Origin of the sequence: Lactobacillus delbrueckii subsp. bulgaricus (genome assembly GCF_046938665.1) — a bacterium.
GTDB classification, from domain to species: domain Bacteria; phylum Bacillota; class Bacilli; order Lactobacillales; family Lactobacillaceae; genus Lactobacillus; species Lactobacillus delbrueckii_C.
The window spans coordinates 1-13,679 of sequence record NZ_JBKZCD010000002.1; the positions used below are offsets into that span (position 1 = coordinate 1).

Sequence of the window (13,679 nt, forward strand, 5' to 3'; positions counted from 1 at the left end):
ACTCACACTCTCTGATGCTGCCTTGCTAGTCGATTCAGACTCACTTAAGCTCTTTGAGGCAGATTCGCTCAATGACTTCGATTCTGAAGCAGACTTGCTTGCAGATTCACTCTGACTCTTAGAGTCACTAATCGACTTACTTACCTTTTCAGAGAATGAAGTTGATTGGCTTTCCATTTCTGAGAGCTTTTCAGAAGCTTCTTTGCTGCTGATCGTGCTCTTAGAAATTGCAGTTGACAAGCTGGCTGATTCAATCGTACTTAAACGTTCAGAAATCTTAGTCGAGTCAGACTCGTATTCAGACTTAACCTTAGAAACTTCTTCACTCAGTGACGTACTTGCTGATTCAGATTCAGACTTGCTCTTAGACTGGCTGACAGAAGCACTGACGGATCTGCTGGTGCTGATTGATTCAGACTTGCTTCTCGACTGGCTTGCAGATTCACTCAAGCTAGCTGACTTAGAAGCTGAAACGCTCTGACTAGCTGACTTGCTTTGGCTAACTGAGGTAGCCCGGCTTTGGCTGAGAGAAGCCGATTCTGATTCACTCGCACTCTTTGAAGCAGATACAGATTCACTTAATTTTTGAGAGGTAGAAACCGCTTCGCTCAAGCTAGTCGACTTAGATTCACTAAGTGACTTGAATGCTGATTCACTAGCCTCAGAAGCACTCTTAGACGCACTTTCGCTTTCCAAAATATGCTGACTTAAGCTTTGTGATGCTGAAATTGAGTCGCTCTCTGCCTTTGGACTGTCAGATTCTGAAGCAAGACTTCTTGACTGGCTTTCTGATTGTGAGCTGCTAGTCGATTCGTATGCACTCTTGCTCAAGCTTGCTGATTCACTAGCGCTGACAGATTCGCTCTTGCTTGCTGATTCACTCGCGCTGACAGATTCTGAGTTGGAGATAGAATCACTCAATGAAGTCGACAAGGACTTGCTCTCTGAAATAGAGTTGGAAACTGAGTCACGCTTGGAACGGGATTCGCTTCTGGAAAGTGATCTGCTCGTGCTCTTAGATTCGCTGATTGAAGCAGATTCTTCAGCAGACTTTGATGCTGAGTCACTTCTAGAAGCAGATTCTGATGAGCTTTCGTCCAATGATTTGGACCGGCTGTTACTGCGGCTGTCTTCTTCACTTTGCTTAGTTGAAACTGACTTACTACGTTCAGCTTCTTCTGACTGGCTTTGTGATTCTGATGTTGACCGGCTGACTGATTGAGACTGGGCTTCACTGTTGGAATTGTCAAACCCCTCCTTAACGTATGAGTTCTTGTAACCCGCCATGATGGCACCCAGGTTATGTTGCCCAGAGTTTTGTTCAGCACCAGTAGCGTGAACAACAGATGAAGTTGTACTTTCGTCTGCTTGAACTTCAACGAGAACGTTGTTAACAATTGACGCAAAGTCGCTCAAATTGTCAGTTGGGATCTTAGTAGTGAAAGTAACTACCACGCCACTTGACGTATCAATCTTATTGCTAGTCGTATAAGCATCCCCGTAGTAACGACCATAGAATTTGCTTTCGTCGACTTGCGAACTGTTAACGTTAAAGCCCAGCGCTTTTTTGCCGCCCTGGTCATTCTTCTTAAACGTATTGTTAACGTTGTAAAGAGTGTTGTTACCGCTGCTTGAGCTGTATGCTGCAACTACCGCGCCAGTAGCAACTGAGTAAACAGTAATGTTGTCAGCTTTTTCCAAGCCGGACATGCTGTTTACGAAGAAACCAAAGTATGCGTCTTCTCCCGACTGAACTTTTGGCTGGTAAGTTACTTCCCAGGTAATAACCCCAGTTGACAAGTTCATGTACCCTTTAAGGTCTGACAGAGTTTTCGCGCTGTAGAAGCCGCTGTCGAGAGTCGTATTCTTAATTTCGTACAGCAAGAATCCCTTATTGGCTGCCGTCTGGCTGGCTAAAGTGCTCATGGAGTCAGCAACGCTCAATGAGTAGTTTTCTGCTCTCGATCTGCTGGTGCTTTCAGATTCTCTGGCTGATTGTGAGAGTGATTCTGAAACAGAAGCTGATGCGGACGCAACCGCGGAAGTGCTTGCTGAAACTCTTTCTGATTCGCTGGCTTCTTCTTTAGACAAAGATACTGCCGCGCTAGCTGACTGTGACGCATCTGCTGATTCTGACAAGCTGGTGCTAGTTGACGCGCTGGCGCTTTCTGAAGCATCTTCCGCGTCTTCCTTGCTTGCCAAAAGTGATGCATCCCTGTCCTGCAGGCTTAAGCTGGCTTCAGGATCTTTTTCCGCCAGTTCACTTTCTGAAGCAGAAGTACTCAAGCTGGCTGAAACAGACAAGCTGTCTGCTTCGCTTTTTGAGATGCTGCTTGATTCTGACTGGCTAATTGCTTGACTTTCGCTTTCAGACAGGCTCTTGCTCAAAGATTCGCTCTCAGAAGCAACCGCGCTGACTGACTTAGACTGAGACTCATGCTCTGACACGGAAGTCGACAAGCTCTCTTTAATTGAGCCCGATGCCTCCGTTGACATAGACTCACTGTCAGCTTGATACTGGCTAGCATCAAAAGTCGTCTTTATCCCGGCAGTCTGGTAACCTTGCTGCACAGTCGTCGTTACTTCACCGGCCGTTGTAAGCTCCGTCGCGTTCTCAACGACTGCGACGTATGAGTAATAACCCGGATCAGTGTAAGGAAAAACCCAACGGTAATACGTTCTGTCAGTGTCAACGCTAAAGCTGGTCTGACCATTTGAAGCATTAGCATCCACGCTTACTTGGCTGAAGTTATCCTGGTCATCCAGTTGGTCGATGACCGTGTCAACGTCTTGCGTGCTCAAGTAGCTGGCTGTCGTTTTGTAAACCTTGACAGAAGCACCGTCATTTAAGCCGGAAATCGTTACAGTTTGCGTGCCCTCAGCAGTACCTGCCGGGTTAACCTCAATCAAGTAAGTGGTCTTCCCGGTCTGGGCATCAAAGCCGACCGTAGTCTGACTCATGTTGGTGCCCGTGCCGCTGTAGCCACCTGTGTAGTAAGAGTAGCCGTAATTCCCGTAAATGATATTAGCGTTTGTGTTGTTGTTTTGATCCTGGTACTTGCCGCTGTCAACGCTATTGCCAAAGTACTTGGTTGTCGATAGTGTCTGCAACTGGGTCTTGCTTGCTTCTGCCTGGGCGACCTGCAAGTTGCTGTTATATTCAACAACCGCGGCTGACTCACTGGCTGAAGCTGACAGACTCGCTTCTTCTGAGGCGCTGACTGACTGAGACTGGTCAATAGAAGCTTGCTGCTCTAAGCTTTCAGAAACAGACTGGGAAGCTGAAGCCTCCGTACTGGTCTGCTGGCTATCCTGGCTTTCTGACAGACTAATGCTAGTTGTGTTTGATTGGCTTGCTGGAGCAGCAAAAAGGTTGATCTTAGCCTTGGCTATCTGGCTTTCGCTTTGGCTGCCTTCGCTCTTTGACTCAGCTTGCGTTTCAGATGATGACTTAGCTTCTAATTTTGATTCTGAGGTCTTTTCTGATTCTGCTTCTGACTCTGACTCAGACTCTGTCTTAGATTCCGATGCGGTTTCTGACTTACTTTCGCTGTTTGACTGGCTTTCACTGACGCTGCCGCTTTGCTCCTGGCTGTCTTTTACAGACAGGCTTTCTGATTCACTGGCTGATTCAGATTGAGAACTTGTCTGAGATTCAGTTTGTGACTCAGTCTGGGAAGTCGTCTGGGACTCAGTTTGTGACTCAGTCTGGGAAGTCGTCTGAGATTCAGTCTGAGAATCAGTCTGTGATTCAGTCTGGGCTTGGCTGGCAGTGCTAGATTCAGCGTATGACAGTTGCTTGGACTGGCTCTGGCTTTGGCTCCAAGTATCTGACTGAGAGGACTCGTTAACGTTCTCATTAGAGCTCACTTCAACAGAGTTCAAGTTAGCCGTATCCTTGGTCGCGTCAACAGCCGCCTCAACTTGCGATGTGATCCCAAAGGCCTTGTTGTCAATCAAGGCATTGGCAGCAGCTGTCCCGCCGGCAAAGGCTCCTAAAGCAGTGATCCCCTTTAACGCCGCGCGAGTATTGGCATTGACCGCGTTTTCCTTATTCAGCTTGCGCTTGCTGTCCTTCTCCTCTTTCTTGATGGCTTCCTTGGCCTTTGCCGAGAAGTGAACCATTCTCTTTTCTTGTTTATCTTTCTTGGACTTCGACATCTTTCATCAACTCCCAACGCTCGCGTTTAAATAGTTGCTTATAACTTTGTAGGTAAATCATAAGCGAATTATGTACGCTTAGTTATGTTTAAAGTGTTATTTTTCCCGCCCGATCGTTTGAAAAACGCTGGAAAAATTCTTCCGGCATCCAGCCAGATTGCTGTAAAGCCGTCAATTCGGCCAAAAAGTTAAAAATGGCCTTTTATTCTTTAATTATAACACGTCCACTAGGGCAACAAGTAAAAGATGTTTACAAAAACGCTATTATTTCAAGTGCTTTAGCGCTATCAAAAAAGCCCGCTTTTTCAGCGGACTTAAAACATTATTCTTGCAGGCTCTTTGCCAAAATTTCCCGGAAATGCTCAGCCGTTTCTGACCCGGCATGGTCTTCTTGCAAGCTAAGCAGGCGGGCATATTCTTTAGGATCTGCTAAATCTTTAATCGCGGCAATCATCCCTGCCGCATCCCTGGCCGCGAAAATATTCTCCGCTGCCACGTATTCCGGTGAATGCAGGGTATCTCTGAAGGCCAAAAGCAAAAGCCGGTTTTCAAAAGCCTGCCTGCCGGCCTGCAAAATTTCGTTAGCATAGTTGATGTCCAAATAGAGGTCGTCTTCTTCCAGCAGGCGCGCAACATCCTTGTTTCTGGCCACCGGATAGAGGGCCACGTTCTCGTAACGACCAAAATTCATCAGCCGGCCGGACATTTCCGTCACGGCGGCAATGTCAAAATGCCAGTCCGGCTGGCCCTCAACCAGCTGCTTGAGACACTCGATCTGGTCGGAATTGGTCAAGATCAAGGCCCGTTTTCCGGCCTGGTTTTCCCGCTTGAACGGGTAAACCGTCCCCAGGTAGTTGACCTTCTCAGCCAGCTGCCGGTCCAGCTGGCCGGTAATTTTTTCATACTCGGACCTGTCTTGGACAATCACCCGGCCGCCCGGCAAGTTGTCTTCCAGAAGGTAAAGCATGTTCTCCGGCACAGTCCCTTGGCTGATTTCCTGCCAGAAAAGGAGGTTGCGGGACGGCTTCTTCTTTAACTGGATCAAGGTGAAGAGGCAGTTGCCCAGAGAATTAAAGATAACTTCATCCAAGTCAAAATCTGCTTCTTCCAGATAATAGGCCGTTAGCTGGTTGATGTTCTTGAAGTTGTAAATCCCCCCATCCGGCAGATTGTAGGTGTAATCCCCGGTCAAATGGTTCTGAATCAAAACTTCCTGGCCGTTAGAGGCAAAATAGCTGGTCATGGCCTGCCGGCCGCTTTTATCGCAGATGGTTACCGCGTACTTCCAGCCCCACTGGTTGTAGTGGTCAATCACCCGGATCTGGCCGGAATTATCCAGCCATTCAACCTGGCTGACCTGCCGGCGGCGGTTGTTTTTCCAGTAGCGGATATCGGCCCGCTTTTGCCCATGATCCAGGACTTCCCCAGCTTGTGAGTCCGCCTTGATTTCCCAAAGTTCCGGCAGGTCAATTTCGTTAAAGTAGCGGGGACGGCCTGTAAATTCAGATCCAGCCAAGCCCAAAAAATACTTAAGGGGTGATTCGACGCCCTCTGGCAAAAAGCCATTGTCTTGAATCACCACGCTCGGCTGCTGATAGCCAGCCAGTTTAAGCGACCTTTCCAGGTCCTGGCTTTTTTGATTGTAGTCAAAGAAAAGATTAATCACGGTGCAGCTCACTTTCTATGGCCTTTTTCCATAATTTGGCAACCTGCTTGTCCCTGTACTTGCTGGCAATCTCATAGGACTTCTCAAACATGGCTCGCAAATCTGAAGAGAAAAGCTTGACAATCGCCCGGGACATTTCGTTGACATGCTCTGGCACGGTTGCCAGCCGGTCATATGACAAAAGCAGGCCGTTTTCCCCGTCAGCAATAAAGGTCGGGTTGCCGTAGCGGACGTCAAAACCAACCATAGCCAGGCCTGACCCCACTGCTTCCATCAAGGTGAGACCAAATCCTTCGCTGGTTGAGCAGGTCAAATAAGCTTGGTAGTGCTGGTAAATATCATCCATTTGCTGGTGGCCCTTTAAATGGACATAGTCCTCAGCTCCCACTTCCTTGATCACTTCTTCCAGCATGGTCCGCTCTGAACCTGACCCGTAAATATCCAAGCTGAGTTCCGGCAAGGCCTTCTTGGCTTTGGCCACGGCCCGGATGGCCCAGTCCAGATGCTTTTCGCTGGCCAGTCGAGATGCCGTCACCAGACTGAAAGGCTGGCGGGAGGCAAAGTCCGGCTTCTTCAGCTCTTTCAAGCTGCCCACTGGAATCGCGTAGATCTTAGGCTTTTTGCCCTTATACTTTAAGAACTGCTCTTCCATCAGCTCTTTTTGCAGGTCAGTCGCCGTTACGTAAAAGTCGATCTGGTCAGCATGCTCGAACTCATACTCATAGTAATTGTTCCAAAGGATGGTGGCGTCATTGGTCTCGGCTTCACTGAAGTGGTCAGCGTGGACGATCGTCCCCACCCGGGCCTTGCCCCGGTTTTCCAGAATTTCCTGGCCCTGGTCTTCAGCCCGGTCGATCAAAATGATGTCTTTTTTGGAAAAATTCAGTTCCCGCAGCATCTTGATCAAAAGCTCATGTTTGGAGTACAAGATATCATCTTTGAACTTGAAGATTTCCTGGTCACCATCAATGATTTCATCATAAACGGCCGTCCCGTCTTCATTGTAAAAACGGCGCTGGTAAAGCTTGGCCCGGTTGCTTTCCGGAGCATAAAACTCGCTGCAGTAGCGGCCGTAGCTGTAATAGTCCTTTCTGACCAGATTAGCCCCGGACACGTATTCAACCCGGTCAACGATGCCCGAGCTCAAATCCTTCAAATAGGCCGTTGCCCAAAAGTCATTGGCAAAAATATAGCGGACCGCCTTGTTCAAGGGCTTGCGCTCCAGAATTGGCGGCAGGACCTTTTCCAGGTCGTCTAATGTAAAGCTACCTGCCCGGACTTCAAAGTCAGTGAAAAAGGTGTACAGCCAGATGATTTCCCGGTCCTTGAAGCCCAGATTCCGGGTCAAGTGGGCAATATTTTCATAGCCGATCCAGTCGGTAAAGATAAACTTGGCCTTCACTCCCAATTTGCGGAAGACCTGGCCCCGGTAGGCCTGGGCATATTCAACCCCGCTGGAGGCCCAGCCGATTCCCTTGTTGATGCTGTAAACTGTCATGCTAATTACCTAGATCATTTTAAAAATCGCCAGCAAAATACTGATGATAATCGCTGCCGTAATCACCAGGCCGAAAGCGCGGTAGATGGTCTTTTTCGGCTTGGTGGGCTTGACGTACTGGTTCCGGGCCCCTTTGAGCTGGTTGTTCATGTGAGCCGTCAAGAGGTCCTTTTGCTCAGCACTTCTTTGCCTTTCCTGCTTATCAATCTCAGACATAGTAAACATCCTTTTTTCCGAACTTGTCAATTGTGATGCTGCTCATCAATACATTGCGGATGGTCAGCCGCTTGATTTCCTGGCACATCTTCTTGTACGAGCTTAAGGCGGCGTGGTGGTACTCATTCATCGGGTCCCTTTGCGCCGAAGTCCGCATGGCCACCATCTGCCGCAATTGCTGCAGATTGTCAACCTGCTTGATCCAGCAGACATCGATGGCCTTTAAAGCTGCCAGATTGTAGAAGCGCTTTTTCTCGGCTTCATCACTGAAATACTCTTCTTTGCGCTTCAGCTCTTTTTCAGCCACAGCCAGCAAATAAGCTACAACTGCCTTTGAATTATTCAAATCCAGCTGACCGAAGTCATCGTCAAAGCCATAAGAGAGATTATCCAAGATAAAGCGGCGGAGGTCTCTTTTCTCCAGATGCGGGTGCCGGCGGACAAAATCGCTAAAAAGCTGCTTCATCCAGCCCTCCAGGTCGTAGTTGAGCCCGGAGGAAAAAATAATCTGGTCCCTGGTGCTATAGACTTGCTCACGCTGGATTTCGTCGCTGGCCCCCATGGACAGTTGCTGCTTTCTGACATCATAGTCGCTTTCGTCGCTTCTGATCTGGGCGGAATTGAGGGCATCCCTGATCCGCCAGTTTTTCAGCTCGTGAACCTGGGTCAAGTTCAAGTCTTCTGAATGGTACTTTTGCCGGTAGCGATCCAGCCAGAGGGGGCCGTACTTGATGACTACGTCATCTTCCAGGGAAACGAAAAATTCGCTGCTCCCCGGATCTCCCTGCCGGCCGGCCCGGCCGCGCAGCTGGTCGTCAATTCTCCTTGAGCTCATCTTGGCTACCCCCAAAACGGCCAAGCCGCCCAGTTCGGCCACCCCAGGCCCCAGCTTGATGTCAGTCCCCCGGCCAGCCATGGTGGTGGCCACCGTAACAGCCCCGACCTGGCCGCCTTCTTTAACGATGGTGGCTTCCTTGGCGGCATTTTTGGCATTCAAAACATTGTGGGGGATCTGCTCTCTTAATAAAAGTTCTGAATAAATTTCTGAAACGGCAATGGATTCAGTGATGATCAAGACCGGCCGGCCCAGGGCATGCAGGCGCTTGACTTCTTCCAAAGAGGCTAAGAGCTTGCTCGGCAGGTCCGGGTAGATCCGGTCAGGTAGGTCCTTGCGGATAACCGGCCGGTTGGTCGGGATCCGGACCACCTTGGTCCCGTAGATCTTAAAAAATTCATCCCGGGCAGAATAACCAGTCCCGGTCATGCCAGACAGTTTCTTGAACATTCTGAACAAGCTCTGATAGGTAATCGAGGCCATAGCCTGCTGGTCATCTGATAAATCCAGCTGTTCCTTCATTTCAATCGCCTGGTGCTGGCCAGCCTGCAGTTTCATCCCTTCCAGGATGCGGCCGTTCTCCTTGTCCAAAAGGTCAACCCCGCCGTCTGCGCCGACCACGTAGGATTCTTCTTTTTCAAAGAGGCAGTGGGCCTTTAAGGCCAGGTTGATGCAGCGGACCAATTCCGTGTGCTGGCCGTCATAGAGATTGGGCAGGCTGAAAAAGTCTTCCGCCTTCTTGACCCCGGCTTCAGTCAGCCAGACATTGTTGTGCTCTTCGTTGAATTCGTAGTCTTCTTCTGCCAAAAAGTAGATAAACTCGTCAGCCACCCCGATATAGTTGGACTTAACCTTAGGCAGGCCGGCAATCACTAAAGGAGTAATGGCCATGTCCAGTAAAACCGAGTCAGCTTCGTCAACGATGCAGTAGTTGAAAGGCCGCATGTACTTTTCGTCTTTTTCCTGGGCCATATTGTCCAAAAGGTAGTCAAAGCCCAGAGCCCCGCTAGTTGAATAGACGATGTCTGAATTATAAATCTTCTTTTTCTGCTTGACCTTCAGCTTCTCGCCTTCCAGGCTGAAGCCGGTGGCATAAGTGAGGCCCAGCCAGCGGTAGACCTGGGACATTTCTTCCCCGTCCCGGTTGGCCAGGTACTCGTTGGTCGTCACCAGAATTGCCCCTTCCCCGCTTAGGGCATTGAGGTATAAAGGCATGGTGGCGACCAGGGTCTTGCCTTCCCCGGTCTTCATTTCCACGATATTGCCATAGTTGAGGCCAATTGCCCCCATCACCTGGCTGTCATGGGGAAACATTCCCAATACCCGCCGGTCAGCTTCCCGGACGACAGCGTAGGCTTCAACCATCAAGCTGTCCAAGCTGGCCCCGGCTTTAAGGCGCTTTTTAAATTCCGCAGTCTTGCCCTTGAGCTGGTCATCAGTCAATTGCCGCATCGGCTCTTTGAGCCGGTTGACCTTCTTTAAGAGCTGGCGGATTTTCCTCAGGTCCCAGTAATCCGCTGAAAACGGACTTCCAATCGCGGCCATGGCCTTACTCCCTTCTGCGCAAGTACCGGTCGACTACCTGGGCTGCCAAAAGCCGCCGGTGCTCATTTTCTTCATGCAATTTTTCCCAGTCGATCTGGCTGATATCCGTCTCGTCAGTGACTTCTTCCACGTCGATCCGGTGGAAGACCAGCTGGTGGCAGCCTGCCCCGACCAGTTCGATGGTGTAATAGTTGGCCTCTTTTGGAAATTCGAAAATCCCCTCCTGGCCATGAATGATCTGCAGCTTGACCATGTGGTCCTCCCGGTCAAAAGCCACCAGGCGCAGGTAAAAGCCGTCTTCCTGGTCAGCTTCGGCTAAAAGGCGAAAGAGGTACTTGCGGCCATTGATCAAAAGCGGCAATGACGGAATGGCGTGGGCAGTGCTGTAACTGTAAACCATGTCCCACTTGTAGATGACCGAGCCCGCCGGCAGGGCCCCGTTATAAAAGAAGACGTCGTCTCTGGCCCGGCGGATGATCTTAGAGCCATACATATAAGCGTGGCCAGTCGCTTTAACGGTGCTGCCGGTATAAGCAAAGCCGCTCCGGTATTTCTGCTGGTCCCGGCCGGAAATTCCCCGCCAGAAGGGACTGCAATTTTCATTCCAATAAATGCTCTGCATCTCTATCGCCCGAATTCATCCTTCAAAATCGCCCCGTACTGGGTTCTGAACCATTTGACCAAGGGGCCGGTCGCGTCATTGTGGTGGCCGGGAAAGCCCTTGGCAATGATCTTGCTTTCCTGCTTCCTGCAGCTGAAGCTGCGCAGGATATCCCGGTAGGCATGAGGGTCATAGTCATCATCTTCCATATAAGCAATGGCCAGGGTGGTCTTAGAAAAATCTGCCTTGTCAAAGGTGGACCAGAACATGTCATCCAAGGCCTGGGCCCTTTCATCAAAGTCTCCCCGCCAGTTGTCATCTGGGGAAGCAGCGTTTAACACGTCTAAAGCCGTCGGGAAAATCCCATAGCGGTAGTCCCTTTCCATCTGGGCCATCTTGCCCAGGCTGGCCAAAGGCTTGCCGACCACGATCGCCCCTGGCTGCAGCTTTGCCCCATAGTAAAGAGCCCCAAAGGTCCCCATCGACAGGCCAGACATAGTTACCTGCTGGCGGTCAAAGCCCAGCCAGTCCAGTTTTTCCTGGATTCTGGCCACAAGCTTCTCCTGCAATTCCTGGCTTCCCAGGTAAAAGGCTCCGCCTTCCAGGCGGGGATCGCCGATCAGCATAAAGGGCGCCTTCATGGACCGCATCATGTAAAAGCCTTCAAAGCCTTCCGCTGTCCGGTAGCCGGAAAAGTAAATGTTCAAAGGCGGCTTGAGGTCACCAGGATTAAAGTAGGTAATCAAGGGATCACGCTTGCTGTCGACCAGGTCTTCTCCGCCCGCGATAAAGGCCCCCAGGCCGCGCCTGGACCAGCGGTAGTGAATGTTGCCCATGGTCAGGTTCCCTTCCCCCCTGGCTTCTAAACTGACATTTAAAATTGAGCCGGGGTTGGTTCCTTCAAACAGGAGCCACTTCTTCATATCGGCTTCTGTAAAGAGGACCCGGCGGCGGACATTGTCAGCGATACCGGGATTGTTTTCATAAACGGCCAGGCGGATGTCCACGCTGGCATCCTTGAAGAACTGGGGCCACAATTCCAGGGTCCGGTCCTTGTCGCAGTACATCCCCCACCGCCAGTTAATCACCGGCCAGAATTCATCGCCGAAATTCCCGCTGAGGCGGACGTTTTCAAAGCCGTTAAACTCTACTCTGCCCTTGAATAAGGGGTTGACTTCCATGCTGGAGACGTCCAGCTTGCTGCCGACCTGGCCGCCAAAAAGCCGGCTTTCCATCCAGTCAAAGGTCTGGTTGTTGCTTTCAAAATGGACAAAGCGGACCTGCTTGGATTTGAAAAAGAAGGCGGCTTTTTCAGTCAGTTCTTCCTCTTCCAAATCATCGTCAACCATGATCGTGTAAGCATCTAAATTTTTGGCCAGGGCCGGGATGTCCCCGTCTTCTGGCAAGTCAATCAGCCAGGCCCCTTGAAAGCCGCGAAAGCCCAGCTTCTTGTCTGCTTTAAGTTCCTTGATCAAGTCATCCATTTCCCCGTAACCTGCCCGGAACCATTTGGCGTTTTCCCGGTCTGGGACAGGCGGCAGGTATTCTTTTACCCCATAAAGCAAAAAATAGTCCATTAGCCCTTCCTTCCTACCGCGTCTGAGAGTTCTTTCACGATCCTGGCTGCCGTATAGCTGCTGATCTTGCCTACTGAATACATCTTGGCCCGGTTCCAGTTGCTGAGCCCGTCCAAGTAGTAGTGCAGGGCCCCGCCGAGGTCGGAAACCGACCCGATCCGGAGGCCGTTTTTGCCATCATCGACATAGTCGGACTCCACCAGGTTGATCTGGGGGATGCCGGTGCTGATGCCAACCACCTGGAGAAAAATTTCCGGTCTGGCCGACAGGTCAACGATCAAGCGCATGGGCTTGAGAATCTTGATCAAGTCCGTATCAGAGTGGATGGTGACATAATTGATCCGCCGGACCCGGTTTTCCTCATCTTCGTCCTCTGTCTCTAATTCCTTAGGCAGGGACTGGTTGGCTCTTAAAAAGCAGTAGCGGTACTTACAGTCTCTTTTGGCCATTTCATCCTTGATCAGACGGTCCAGGATACCGAACTGGTCAAAGCCGGCATAGTCGGCAAAGTTGATTTCAACCAGCTTGTTCTCCTCCATCAGGTCAAAAAGCTCTTTAAGGGCCAGCTTGATCACTTCTTCAGACAAGCCGCCCGTCATGAACATGACCTTTAAGAGCTTTTCCCGGTCGCTTTCCCCCATGGTCAGGTCCGTATCAAGGGGAGGCAGCTGGACCACGTGCTCAACTCCGTTTTCCTTCATCAAGTTGACCGTATAGTCGGAATCAGCGATGACCATGCTGGCCATTTTGGCTGTTTCAAAAACGTGGGGGTCATCAAAGCGGGTCCGGTGACCATAATATGAAATCGCCGTCTTGTAGTTTTTCAATTTTTCCAAAAGGAACTGGTCATGCCGGCGGCTGGCGGCAATGATAAAGGAGTCGTCAGGCTTTAGATTCTGGGCGAAATACTTGTCCAGGTACTCGCTGATCATATCCGTAATCGTGTCATAGTGGCTCTTCTTAAAGCGGTCCTGGGCCGCGGCAAAAATGGTCACGGAGTCGTCCTTGTTGTTGCGGAAGACTTCCTCGCCTTCCGGGTTCAAAAAGACCCGGCTTTCAAAACGGCCTTCATTGTCGTAGTTGAGGATGCTGGACAGAAAGCCCCGCCAGTCAAAGAACATAGTCCGGTACTTGTAGCCTTCCCGGACGAATTCAATCTGGATCAAGTTGCCAGTGATCCCCATCCGGATCCGGGCATAGAGTTCATCTTCCCGGTAGACCAGGATGTTGAAGGAATTGTAAACAAAGCTGCAGTCCTTGGGCCAGTTGAAGTCCAGGTAGTTGACATTTCTGACCACCTGGTCGGCCGGGATCCCCTGCATCAGGTCAAAAATATTATCGCTTTCCGCGTCTAGGATATTGTGCCGGAAAAGGAAGTTGCCAATGCTGGGCAGGTAGCCCAAAGTCAGGATTTTGACTGGCTGCCCTTCATCTTTGAACATCCGGATCTGGTTGATGCTGTCGTCAAAGTCAAAGTGAATGAGACCGCTGTTTAAAAACCAGATCTGCCCGTAGCTGAGCCAGGTCCGGTCCCGTCTGTACCAAGCTGGCACGAAATAATACATCCTTTTGTCCCCTTT

The 13,679-nt window shown here is 50.3% G+C and carries 7 protein-coding genes and 1 pseudogene; all 8 read right to left on the minus strand.

The window, feature by feature from the left end:
* Nucleotides 1–4,161: pseudogene (locus tag ACLUXO_RS01450) on the minus strand (hypothetical protein); the annotation flags it as partial.
* Between the two features lie 322 nt (nt 4,162–4,483).
* The gene (gene gtfB / locus ACLUXO_RS01455) at nt 4,484–5,827 is read right to left on the minus strand and encodes an accessory Sec system glycosylation chaperone GtfB (protein WP_412136031.1); all 1,344 of its coding nucleotides are present in this window, start codon (nt 5,825–5,827) and stop codon (nt 4,484–4,486) included.
* Nucleotides 5,820–7,325: an accessory Sec system glycosyltransferase GtfA gene (gtfA, locus tag ACLUXO_RS01460; protein ID WP_412136032.1), complete on the minus strand. Its 1,506-nt coding sequence runs from the start codon at nt 7,323–7,325 to the stop codon at nt 5,820–5,822. The genes gtfB and gtfA overlap by 8 nt, the downstream gene beginning before the upstream one ends.
* 9 nt (nt 7,326–7,334) lie before the next feature.
* On the minus strand, nt 7,335–7,541 hold the full coding sequence (locus ACLUXO_RS01465; protein WP_412136033.1) for a hypothetical protein: 207 nt from the start codon (nt 7,539–7,541) through the stop codon (nt 7,335–7,337).
* Nucleotides 7,534–9,921 carry an accessory Sec system translocase SecA2 gene (secA2, locus tag ACLUXO_RS01470; RefSeq protein ID WP_412136034.1) on the minus strand — a complete coding sequence of 796 codons (2,388 nt, stop codon included), beginning with the start codon at nt 9,919–9,921 and terminating at the stop codon, nt 7,534–7,536. Before secA2 ends, ACLUXO_RS01465 begins: the two co-directional genes overlap by 8 nt.
* A gap of 4 nt (nt 9,922–9,925) precedes the next feature.
* Complete coding sequence (asp3, locus tag ACLUXO_RS01475; protein ID WP_412136035.1) at nt 9,926–10,543, minus strand: accessory Sec system protein Asp3; 618 nt, start codon at nt 10,541–10,543, stop codon at nt 9,926–9,928.
* Between the two features lie 2 nt (nt 10,544–10,545).
* Nucleotides 10,546–12,099 (minus strand): accessory Sec system protein Asp2, encoded by a 1,554-nt coding sequence (gene asp2, locus ACLUXO_RS01480; protein WP_412136036.1) that lies wholly within the window; start codon nt 12,097–12,099, stop codon nt 10,546–10,548.
* On the minus strand, nt 12,099–13,664 hold the full coding sequence (gene asp1, locus ACLUXO_RS01485) for an accessory Sec system protein Asp1 (RefSeq protein WP_412136037.1): 1,566 nt from the start codon (nt 13,662–13,664) through the stop codon (nt 12,099–12,101). Before asp1 ends, asp2 begins: the two co-directional genes overlap by 1 nt.
* Between the last annotated feature and the right edge of the window lie 15 nt (nt 13,665–13,679).

Bases quoted from the DNA above. Each gene is read 5' to 3' on its own strand.
- gtfA (WP_412136032.1), bottom strand. From the start codon at position 7,325: ATGACAGTTTACAGCATCAACAAGGGAATCGGCTGGGCCTCCAGCGGG.
- ACLUXO_RS01465 (WP_412136033.1), bottom strand. From the start codon at position 7,541: ATGTCTGAGATTGATAAGCAGGAAAGGCAAAGAAGTGCTGAGCAAAAG.
- secA2 (WP_412136034.1), bottom strand. From the start codon at position 9,921: ATGGCCGCGATTGGAAGTCCGTTTTCAGCGGATTACTGGGACCTGAGG.
- asp3 (WP_412136035.1), bottom strand. From the start codon at position 10,543: ATGCAGAGCATTTATTGGAATGAAAATTGCAGTCCCTTCTGGCGGGGA.
- asp2 (WP_412136036.1), bottom strand. From the start codon at position 12,099: ATGGACTATTTTTTGCTTTATGGGGTAAAAGAATACCTGCCGCCTGTC.
- asp1 (WP_412136037.1), bottom strand. From the start codon at position 13,664: ATGTATTATTTCGTGCCAGCTTGGTACAGACGGGACCGGACCTGGCTC.